Source organism: Arthrobacter sp. P1_A5 (genome assembly GCF_056406825.1).
The window spans coordinates 1-9,332 of sequence record NZ_JBFTZL010000145.1 but is presented as its reverse complement, the minus strand read 5'-3'; the positions used below and the strand labels follow the sequence as shown (position 1 = coordinate 9,332).

Here is a 9,332-nt window from a genome sequence, read left to right as displayed (position 1 = left end):
GGCCAGCGCAAGCCCCGAGGGTGCCTCGGGGGCCGCCGGGCCGGCCGGCGTCGCCGTGGAGCGGGGCAGGGTTCCTGTGGCCTGGTCTGTGAATGTCATGGCTCAACTTTCCCGGCGGCCCATATGAAGGCTTTAGGGTCAAGCTGTGCGGGGGCTGTGGAAGTCGGGGCAGCCGGGCGGGTCGGGCCCGGCTACGCACAAAGGGAGCGCGCCAGTATCTGCCGCGGCATACCCGGGGGGCGGCTGGGATAGGCTCGCTTGGGACCGAAACGAGCATTGATTCCAACTGTAAGGGGCGGGGAATTCCTTGGATCTATTGGGCGGCATGGGCCGCGACGAGCTCCGCATCTTTTCGTGGGTTGCGGCCACCGTCTTCGCGCTTGTGGCCGGCGTCTGGCGTCCGCGCAGGCTTTATTGGACTGCCCTTGGTTCCGTCCTGCTCTTCGCGGCCCTCAACGCGGGTGCCGGGATCTACGTCCTGAACCATTTCGGTGATTCGCGCTGGTCTGCAGGGGGAGAACCGCCGCTGAGCGCTCCGTCGTTTTCCGGGACGCCAGTCGTGGGGCAGTTTCTGGGCCCACTGGACTCCGCTCTGAACGGAGTGGTTGGTGGGGTGAACGAGTTCCTGGCATTCAAGCAGGCACTTCCCGTAGCGCTGGACTTCCTTGCCGCATCCGGCTGGGCCCTGCTGGTTTCGTTCCCGCTTGCCGTTCTCGCCGCCGGCATCAGTTTCGCCGTGGCCAGGCGCCGAACAGCGGACTTCGAGAAATACCGTGCCACCGTTGACCTCCTCAAGGATGAGCTTGAGCAGGTCAAGCGGCAAATTTCTGCAGGGAATGCCGTCTACACGGCACTCCCTGCAGAGGACGAGGTCAATGATGTGCGGCCCAGACTGGCGCGCCGAGGATGATTCAGGTGCGTGCTGGAGTTGGCGTAGGTCCACTTAGCCATGTGGAGGCCGCCAAACCGAGCTGTGAAAAAACCGCCATTCTCGGCTAGCAGTCACACACAGGAGGCCCCGGATCCACGTGGATCCGGGGCCTCCTGTCCGGGCTGGTTAGGGCCGGTTTAGTACCAGTTGTGTGCGTAGTGGAAGTTCAGGGCGCCGCAGGGGGAGCCGTAGCGCGACTTGACGTAGTTCAGGCCCCAGTTGATCTGGGTCCGGTAGTTGGTCATGTAATCGGCGCCGGCGCTCGCCATCTTCGAGGCGGGCAGGGACTGGACCACGCCGTAGGCGCCGCTGCTGGCGTTCGTGGCGGTGGTCTTCCAGTCGGATTCCTTGGTCCACAGCTTGTGCAGGCACTGCATCTGGCCGGGTGCCCAGCCATAGCTTCCCAGCTGGGACGCGGCGTAGGCCTGCGCGCCGGCGGGGTCGTCGATTGCGACCGGTGCGGGTGCCGGTGCGGGGGCCGGAGCGGCTGCCGGTGCCGGAGCGGGAGCGGGAGCTGCCGCGGGAACCGGAGCGGGAGCGGGGGCTGCCGCGGGAACCGGAGCAGGTGCGGGGGCTGCCGCTGCTGCCGGCGCGGCAGCAGCTGGGGCAGGGATCAGCGCTTCGGCTGCCTTAACCTCCGAGATCTGGGGAGCCACGTTCTTTTCCGCTGGAGCGCCCGGCCCAGCCACCTGGACCCGCTCGAAGTTGAGCTTGGCCAGCGGGTCGGCGATCGTGGCCGCCTGGCTCGCAACATTCGCCGTGTGGGCGCCCGGCTCTGCCGCCTGGCTGGCGGCGCCGCCACCCAGCAGCAGTGCGCACGCGGCGGTGACGACGGCGGCACGGCGGCCGGTTACACCGAGCCCGGCGGCGAACCGCGACAGGGCGGATGCCTGCTTGACCGGTTCGGCGCGGTGGCGCGACTTGGCTGCGCCAACTGAGCGGGAATGCGAACCGCCGTCAGGGCGTGTTTGTACCTGGAATTCAGTCATGGTGGCCTCTCAACGCCGGCGGAGTTAGCTGTCGGGTTCGGATGAGGTCATCCGGCCGCACGGAACATCACGTGTCGGCTTCACCCCGAGGGCGCATGAAAGCAGAATGCCCGGGAACTCTGGGTCCCCCGCCTCTGCCTGGTCCAGCGGAATCCGGGAAGCGGCAGAGTTTGGCGTCCGTCCGGATATGCGGCACCGATGGCGGCGCACGCTAACGACGCTACAGGACCTGGCCGCTTAAGTCACATTTTGGTAACAGGAGTCACAGTGCCGGGGTGTCGGGTTGCGCCGGGTTCACGGGCCGGCCGGTCCGGGCCGTTTGCGCCGACGGCGGCCGTTCCGGTTAAGCCGGCGGCGGCGCGGCGGGCAGCCGCACGGCGAACTCCGTGCGGCCCGGCCGGGACGTGACCTCGACTGTTCCTCCGTGGGCCTCCACGATCGACTGGACAATGGACAGGCCCAACCCGCTGGTGCCCTCGGGCGTCGGCGCGGCGGTCGCCGTGCCGTGACCTCCGCGGCGGCCGGAAACGGCGCCGGAGGACGAGCGTGCGGGAGCCCCGGACCCGACCCTCGCCGTCGCGACGGCAGAATCGGCGGGGACGGCTGCGGGGTTCGACGCCGGATTGGTGCGCGAGGCGTCGGCCCGGGCGAAACGGGCGAAGACCCGGCCGATAAATTCCGGGGCGATGCCGCTGCCATTGTCTGTCACGGTGACCACGGCACTGCCGTCAGCCGAGCGCATAACGCCCGTGACCACCTTGGTCCCGGGTTCCGTGTGCTTGCGCGCATTGGACAGCAGGTTGGCGAGGACCTGGTGAAGCTGGGTCGCATCACCGCGCACCACCACGGGCTCGTCCGGAAGTTCCAGCTGCCAGATGCGGTCCGGGGCCATGACTTTCTCATCGCTGACCGTCTCGATGGCCAGCTGGGTGAGGTCGACGTCGGAGATTTTGAGCGGCTGCCCCTCGTCCAGGCGCGCCAGCAGCAGCAGGTCCTCCACGAGCGTGGTCATCCGCTCGGACTGGCTTTGCACACGGGCGAGGGACCTCTCGCCGTCGGGGGTGAAATGCTCGGTCATCCGCATCAGCTCCGTGTAGCCGCGGATGGCCGTCAGCGGGGTGCGGAGCTCGTGCGAGGCGTCGGCGACGAACTGCCGGACCTTCATCTCACTCTCCTGCCGCGCCTCGAGAGCGTTGGAGACGTTGTCCAGCATCTTGTTCAGCGCGTAGCCCACGCTGCCCACTTCCGTTCCGGGATGGGCAGCCGACGTCGGGACGCGGACCCCGAGCGCCACCTCGCCGGCGTCCAGCGGGAGACGGGAGACGTTGGTGGCGACCTCGGAGAGCTGTTCCAGCGGCTTCATGGTCCGCCGGATCAGGGCCGTGCCGGCGAGCCCGATCAGCACGAGCCCGCCTGCGGACACCACCACCATGGTCCAGACCAGGGAGGCCAAGGTGTTTTGTTTTTCAGCCAGCGGGAGTCCGGTCACAATCACGTCGCCGTACGGTGTACGCGCGGCCGTGAGCCGGTAGGCGCCGGCCGAAAGGCTGCGGTCCACGGACACGCCGCTCGGGGTCAGGGCCAGGAGAACCTTGTTGTCGGAGGGGGAGAGGCTCTTGACCGCGCCGTCCGCGGCCAGGAATCCGGCCCTGCTGACTTCGCCGTCGACTATCCGTGCGTTAAGCGTCCCGACGCCCTGTCCCCGGGCTTCGAGGGGGTCGGGGCGCCTGCCCGAATCGTCCGAGGAGGGCCGGCCGAACTCGCTCGAACGGTGGGAGGCCTGGTCCAGCTGGGTGTCGAGCTGCCGGGTGAGGAAGAGGTCCATGGAGGCGTAGCTGAACAAGCCCACAGCGCCGCAGATGGCCACGAGCAGCGCCATGGCGACCAGGACCAGCCGGGTGCGCAAATGCCACGTCGACGGGTTGCGCCAGTCGCGTCCGGGGACGCGGGTCATGCCGGAAAGTGAGGGCACGGATCAGTCCGCCGGTTTCAGGACGTACCCGGCTCCGCGCACCGTGTGGATCATGGGAGCGTGGTTGGCGTCGACCTTCTTGCGGAGGTAGGAAATGTACAGTTCCACGATGTTCGCCTGGCCGCCGAAGTCGTAGTCCCAGACACGGTCCAGGATCTGGGCCTTGCTGATGACCCGTTTCGGGTTTTCCATGAGGTAGCGCAGCAGCTCGAACTGCGTGGCGGTCAGGTGCATTTCCTCACCGGCCCGGGTGACTTCGCGGGTGTCGACGTTGAGCACGAGGTCTCCCACCACGAGTTCGGCGGTGTCCATGGCGGCCACTCCGGAGCGCTGGACCAGCCGGTGCAGGCGCAGCAGCACCTCTTCCATGCTGAACGGCTTGGTGACGTAGTCATCGCCGCCGGCCGCCAGTCCGGTGATGCGGTCCTGAACGGCATCCTTGGCGGTGAGGAACAGCGCCGGCACCTCAGGCGCGAACGCGCGGATCCTGTTCAGCAGTTCGACGCCGTCGAACCCGGGCAACATCACGTCCAGCACCAGCACGTCGGGGCGGAACTCCTTGGCGAGCCGGACGGCTCCGGGCCCGTCCTCGGCCACGGCCACGGACCAGCCGGCCATCCGCAGCCCCATGCTCATGAGCTCGGAGAGGCTGGGCTCGTCATCCACCACGAGGGCGCGGATGGGGGAGCCGTCCGGATGCGTGAGCTGGGGAAGGTTGTTGGTCATGGAGTGCGAAGTGGCCATGGGGACAACTCTCCGATCTGCCGGTTAGGCCGGGCTTTGGGGACCCTGTGCGGCACCTGTGAATCCCAGCCTAGCGAGCTGGATGCCGTTGCGGGACCGTACGGGCCGCAACGGCCATGTTCAATCCGCCCTTCCCGTCCGGCAACGTCACAGGCCGGGCTGTCGGCCCGCACAGCCCAAGCACAGGATCGCTCACCACGCTGGGGTGAACACCGATCCGCACCCTAAAGGAGAAATACCATGAGCGGTCAGCATCCCGGAGCCGGTTCCGGAGCAGCCCCCGAGTCAGCCCCTGTACCCGCCCCCACGCCCACCACCGGCGCGCCAGCGGCGCCCGCGCCCGTAACCACACCCCGTACTGCCTGGCAGTCCGGCGCCGGACACCCCGACGGCGGAACAGTCCAAACCGGGCACGCCGATGCCGGACACGCTGACGCCGGACAGGCTGACGCCGGACGCACCGGCGGCGGGCACGCCGAGGCCGGGCGGCCGGAAGCAGGCGCTGCCGGGGGCTGGGGCGCGCTTCCGGTTTGGCAGGTTCCGGCATCGGAACCTGCCTGGGGCATGCCCCGGCAGGAACCTGTCCCCGCCGCAGCCACAGGCTGGGGCGCGCCGGGAACTTCCGCCAAGACGGCCTCGGCGGCGAAGCCCTGGACCCTCAAGCGGGGGCTCGCCGTCGCCGGCGCCGCCGCAGTCCTGGCCGTCGGCGCCGGGGCCGGCGTCTATGCCCTCACCTCAAGCGCAACGGCAGCCACCGGTGCGGCCGGCGGGGCGGCAGCCGGCGGACCCGGCGGCCAGGGTGTCGCCCCAGGCGTGCCAGGTTCAGCACAAGACGGTTCCGCGCAAGGTGGTTTCGCGGGCGGCGGCATGCCGGGGCAGGGCGGTCCCGGCCACTTCGCTGCCGGTGGCATGGGCAGCGGGCTTTCCGCGGCAGTGCACGCCGAATACGTGGTGCTGCAAGGAAGCGCATACACCACGATGGCCGAGCAGTTGGGCACAGTGAGCGAGGTCAGCTCGTCCTCCGTGACGGTCAAGAGCAGCGACGGTTTCACGCGCAGCTATGCGCTGGGCAGCGACGTGGTGGTGAGTAATCTGCAACAGCGGCGCCAGCAGGCCGGCGGCACGGGCACGCAGCTGAGCGTCGCGGACATCGTCGCGGGCGGGACGGTGCGGATCGTGGCGGCCAAGGACGGTTCCGGCTACACGGCGGCCTCCGTCATGCTGGTCGCGGCGACAGCCACCGGCCAGTCGAACTGAACCGCCGCGGCCGGCATCGCCGCCGTGCCTTGCGGGCGGCGATGCCGGCTGCCCACTCCGTGGACCGCCTCGCAGGCAGCGGTGGGCAGGCGCGGTTTGGCCCAACTTGCCGTGCTGTGAATGATTTACCCGACGCCATCGACGTTGACCGAATAATATTCGATGAAGCGCACTTGCTGACCTTCCGGTCAGTAAAACACTTGTTATTTTATTGCCGCTACAGAATTGTGACTTGCGCTACAAATCCTCGATCTGTCTCACTATGTGGAACCTGGGGTCCATTGTTACTTGCACGTTTACATTGTTACGTTGCACACTTCAATTGTGAACAAGAACTCAACAGCACCTGCAGCCGCAGCTTCCTGGATCAGCACACCCGCTGGTACCGAGATGCGCTGTTGTCGAATGCACGCCTAACTTTTACACCCCTAAAGGTTTCTAGGCATTCGCCCCCAAGCCCAGAGTCGGGCGCCCCTCCCCAATTTCATTGCGGGGAAAGAAGCATTCGAGCCGCGATGACGGCCATTCACATTGAGGTAAGCATTCCATGTCAGTTGCATCCGGATACGTCCACATCTCCGTCCGTAACGCCAGCAAGGCCGGCCAGGCCTCAGGGATCCGCCAGGGCTTTGGCGGGCGCTCCGCGTTCGCCCCCGCCGGATCCGCGGGCAGCTTCCCCGCCCCCGGATATGCAGCGCAGGGCTACAACCCTGACTCCTACGGCCAGCTCCGTGCCGTCCCCCCCGCCCCCGCCACGGCACCCACCCCGGTGATCGCCCCGGGTGCCGGCAGCCCGGTCCGTCCGGCCCCCAGCGACAACGTCGCCCGCGGCTTCGTGCTGTACATGGGCATCGACGAGGAAACCGCTGCTGCAGCCGGCACATCCATCGCCAAGCTTGCCCAGGAAATCCGGGCCTACGCACAGTCGCTCGTGGCCGGTGCCGAAAGCTATGCCGCCGTCGCCGTCGCGCCGGCCAGTGCCCCGGGTTCCGCCCTCGACGTCGTCCGCTCGACCTTCGGTGACCCCACCGCGGGGGCCCGCCAGCGCACCGAGACCGCCCGCCTGCAGCAGCCGCAGGATCCGCGGCCTTCCGGGGTGCTGATCGACCTCGCCCGCCGTGAGGTGCACCTCGACGGCGAATCCCTGAACCTCACGTTCAAGGAATTCGAACTCCTGAACTACCTCGTGGAGAACGGCACCCGCACCGTGGGCCGCGACGAGCTCCTCGAAGGCCTGTGGCGGAACGCCGAAGAGGTCCCGAACGAGCGGACCATCGACGTCCACATCCGCCGCCTGCGTTCCAAGCTCGGCCGCCTCGCCAACACCGTGCGCACCGTGCGCGGCCAGGGCTACCGGTTCTACGAGCACCCCGAGGTGGTTGTCTGGGCCGCTCCGGAATACTCGATCTAGCTTCCAGCCCACGCAAAGCGCCCGTTCCCTGCCCAGGGAGCGGGCGCTTTCGCGTTTCCGGAAGCTTCAGTGGCTTTCCGCCGGCAGCCACATTCCCCGACGGGCGCATTGGGTGGGCTGGCTGACGGGCCTCTGCCGCCGCTGCTGGTGGGTCGCGGTTAGACTCTGTTGCCTTTTGGGGGTCCGGCGTAGTCTCGGACCGTTGAGCCGACTATTGGGAGGAAGACATGTCTGTTGCACGGATTACTACCCTGAGCGCGAACTCCAAGACCTCGTTCGATGCCGCCATCAAGGAGGGCATCGACAGGGCCAATAAGACCCTTCGCAATGTCACGGGGGCATGGGTGAAGGAACAGAAGGTCGAAATCAGCGACGGTGCCGTCGTTGCCTGGCACGTCGTGCTGGAAGTGACCTTTGTCCTTGAAGACTGAACGGACGCTGGTGGGATGCGCGCCCGTGGGCCAGCCGCCGCACTAGGATTGGGGCATGAGCGCGCATCACATCAAACGGCTGGTGATCATGCGGCACGCCAAGTCCGATTGGCCCGGCGGGGTTGCCGACCACGAAAGGCCGCTCGAAGAACGCGGCCACAAGGACGCCCCAGTCGCCGGAAAGTGGCTGCTCAAGCACGGCGTGGTCCCTGATTTCATCCTCTGCTCCAGCGCTTTGCGGACCCGCCAGACCTGCACGTGGGTGTGCCACGCCCTCGGAGACAAGGCGCCGACGCCCAAGCTCGAGGATGGGCTGTACGCCGCCTCCGCCTTGCGCATGCTGGCCGTCATCAACCACGTCCCTGACACCGTCACCACCCTCATGGTGATTTCCCACATGCCCGGGGTGCAGGACCTTGCGATGCATCTGGCGTCGCGCGACTCCGACCACGATGCCTACATGGACGCCGCCACGCGCTATCCGACCAGCGGGCTGACCGTCCTGGAAACGGAAAAGTCCTGGGCCGAACTGGACGGGCAGGACGCCAAGCTGACCCACTTCAAGGTCCCCCGCGCCAAATAGCCGCAGGTCCGCCCGGCGAGGGCTGCGGAATCCATAGCAACCTGCGCCGATCTGCGGTTTACTGATGCTGTTTAGTCATGTGGTTTTYTCCAGTGGTTTTGGGGCATCTGTTGCAACCCGGAGAAAAGGTGATCAACGTGGATTCAGGGCAGCTCATAGGAATTATTGTCGGCATCGTCGTGGTGCTCGCGATCGTAGCGGTGGCGGTCATGGTCAGCCGCAAACGCAAGGTGGCGGCGGACCGGAACCGTGCGGCCGAGATGCGTGAACAGGCCAAGGCCGACGAATTCGCTGCGCGGGAACGCGACGCCAAGGCGGCCCGTGCCGAGGCCGACGCGCAGGAGGCTGACCTCGAGGCCGAGCGGTTGCGGCAGGAAGCCCGCAAGCGCCAGGAAGAGGCCGAAAGCGTCCGCTCCGGCGCGCAGGAGCAACTGCGCAAAGCCGACGAAGTGGACCCTGACGTAGTCACATCTGAACGCGGCGGCGAAAGCGGGCAGATGCCGACCCGCGGGGATTTGCGCGCCGAGAGGGCCGCCGCCGAGCCCGCAACGGGCAGCCACGTCCCCGGCCAGCAAACGTCCGGCCAGCAAGTGTCTTCCGGCGAACAAGCGTCCGGCGAGCCAGCGTCCGGCCAGCAAGTGTCAGCCGACCAGCGCAGCCGCGAGGACGTAACCCGGACCGACACGGCCCCGGGCCCGGATGCCACCCCACGGGAAGACAAGCCTCGAAACCTCTGAGCTGGACTCCTGAACTGGCCCAGGCGGAAAATCCTGTGCTGAACGTTTCGCCGGGTGGTGATGCGCAGGACTCAGCGGCGGGCCGAGGCCCGGGCGGGTGATTTGGGGGCAGGCGACTTGGCCGGTGTCTTCGCTGCCGGCTTGAGCGGTGTCTTCGCCGGTGACTTGGCCGCGGGCCGGGCAGTGGACCGCGGAGAAGCCGCGCGCGGAGCCGCCGGACGCGCGGCGGTTCCTCTCGGCGTCGGCCGCGGTGTGGAAGGCCTCGGATTCGCAGACC

General features: G+C 67.7%; 9 protein-coding genes and 1 riboswitch. Of the genes, 6 read left to right on the top strand and 3 right to left on the bottom strand.

Translation table 11 applies throughout. From position 1 onward, the window contains the following. Window positions 1-307: 307 nt before the first annotated feature. The gene (locus tag AC1D1S_RS16210; protein WP_476943597.1) at window positions 308-910 is read left to right on the top strand and encodes a hypothetical protein; all 603 of its coding nucleotides are present in this window, start codon (window positions 308-310) and stop codon (window positions 908-910) included. A 158-nt stretch (window positions 911-1,068) separates the two neighbouring features. On the opposite strand, the gene AC1D1S_RS16205 is transcribed toward AC1D1S_RS16210, so the two are convergent. The 3 genes from AC1D1S_RS16205 to AC1D1S_RS16195 all read right to left on the bottom strand — a co-directional run bounded on the left by AC1D1S_RS16205 (window position 1,069) and on the right by AC1D1S_RS16195 (window position 4,636). Then, window positions 1,069-1,920 (bottom strand): aggregation-promoting factor C-terminal-like domain-containing protein, encoded by an 852-nt coding sequence (locus tag AC1D1S_RS16205; RefSeq protein WP_476943596.1) that lies wholly within the window; start codon window positions 1,918-1,920, stop codon window positions 1,069-1,071. Continuing rightward, window positions 1,920-2,079: riboswitch (cyclic di-AMP (ydaO/yuaA leader) on the bottom strand. It overlaps the preceding gene by 1 nt. 184 nt (window positions 2,080-2,263) lie before the next feature. After that, window positions 2,264-3,874 (bottom strand): sensor histidine kinase, encoded by a 1,611-nt coding sequence (locus tag AC1D1S_RS16200; RefSeq protein WP_476994924.1) that lies wholly within the window; start codon window positions 3,872-3,874, stop codon window positions 2,264-2,266. A 21-nt stretch (window positions 3,875-3,895) separates the two neighbouring features. After that, entirely contained in the window at window positions 3,896-4,636 is a 741-nt protein-coding gene (locus tag AC1D1S_RS16195) for a response regulator transcription factor (protein WP_079551963.1), read from the bottom strand. A 240-nt stretch (window positions 4,637-4,876) separates the two neighbouring features. On the opposite strand from AC1D1S_RS16195, the gene AC1D1S_RS16190 reads away from it, so the two are divergent. From AC1D1S_RS16190 to AC1D1S_RS16170, 5 genes are all read left to right on the top strand, one after another. After that, window positions 4,877-5,893: a hypothetical protein gene (locus AC1D1S_RS16190; RefSeq protein WP_476994923.1), complete on the top strand. Its 1,017-nt coding sequence runs from the start codon at window positions 4,877-4,879 to the stop codon at window positions 5,891-5,893. A gap of 547 nt (window positions 5,894-6,440) precedes the next feature. Continuing rightward, a complete protein-coding gene (locus AC1D1S_RS16185) occupies window positions 6,441-7,304 on the top strand; it encodes a winged helix-turn-helix domain-containing protein (RefSeq protein ID WP_243181814.1) in 864 nt (287 codons plus the stop codon). Window positions 7,305-7,531: 227 nt separating this feature from the next. Beyond that, the gene (locus AC1D1S_RS16180; RefSeq protein WP_018774263.1) at window positions 7,532-7,735 is read left to right on the top strand and encodes a dodecin family protein; all 204 of its coding nucleotides are present in this window, start codon (window positions 7,532-7,534) and stop codon (window positions 7,733-7,735) included. A gap of 55 nt (window positions 7,736-7,790) precedes the next feature. Beyond that, complete coding sequence (locus AC1D1S_RS16175) at window positions 7,791-8,318, top strand: SixA phosphatase family protein (RefSeq protein ID WP_243181815.1); 528 nt, start codon at window positions 7,791-7,793, stop codon at window positions 8,316-8,318. Between the two features lie 137 nt (window positions 8,319-8,455). After that, complete coding sequence (locus AC1D1S_RS16170) at window positions 8,456-9,055, top strand: hypothetical protein (RefSeq protein ID WP_243181816.1); 600 nt, start codon at window positions 8,456-8,458, stop codon at window positions 9,053-9,055. The last annotated feature ends 277 nt before the right edge of the window (window positions 9,056-9,332 follow it).

Bases quoted from the DNA above. Each gene is read 5' to 3' on its own strand.
- AC1D1S_RS16205 (WP_476943596.1), bottom strand. From the start codon at position 1,920: ATGACTGAATTCCAGGTACAAACACGCCCTGACGGCGGTTCGCATTCC.
- AC1D1S_RS16200 (WP_476994924.1), bottom strand. From the start codon at position 3,874: ATGACCCGCGTCCCCGGACGCGACTGGCGCAACCCGTCGACGTGGCAT.
- AC1D1S_RS16195 (WP_079551963.1), bottom strand. From the start codon at position 4,636: ATGGCCACTTCGCACTCCATGACCAACAACCTTCCCCAGCTCACGCAT.
- AC1D1S_RS16190 (WP_476994923.1), top strand. From the start codon at position 4,877: ATGAGCGGTCAGCATCCCGGAGCCGGTTCCGGAGCAGCCCCCGAGTCA.
- AC1D1S_RS16185 (WP_243181814.1), top strand. From the start codon at position 6,441: ATGTCAGTTGCATCCGGATACGTCCACATCTCCGTCCGTAACGCCAGC.
- AC1D1S_RS16180 (WP_018774263.1), top strand. From the start codon at position 7,532: ATGTCTGTTGCACGGATTACTACCCTGAGCGCGAACTCCAAGACCTCG.
- AC1D1S_RS16175 (WP_243181815.1), top strand. From the start codon at position 7,791: ATGAGCGCGCATCACATCAAACGGCTGGTGATCATGCGGCACGCCAAG.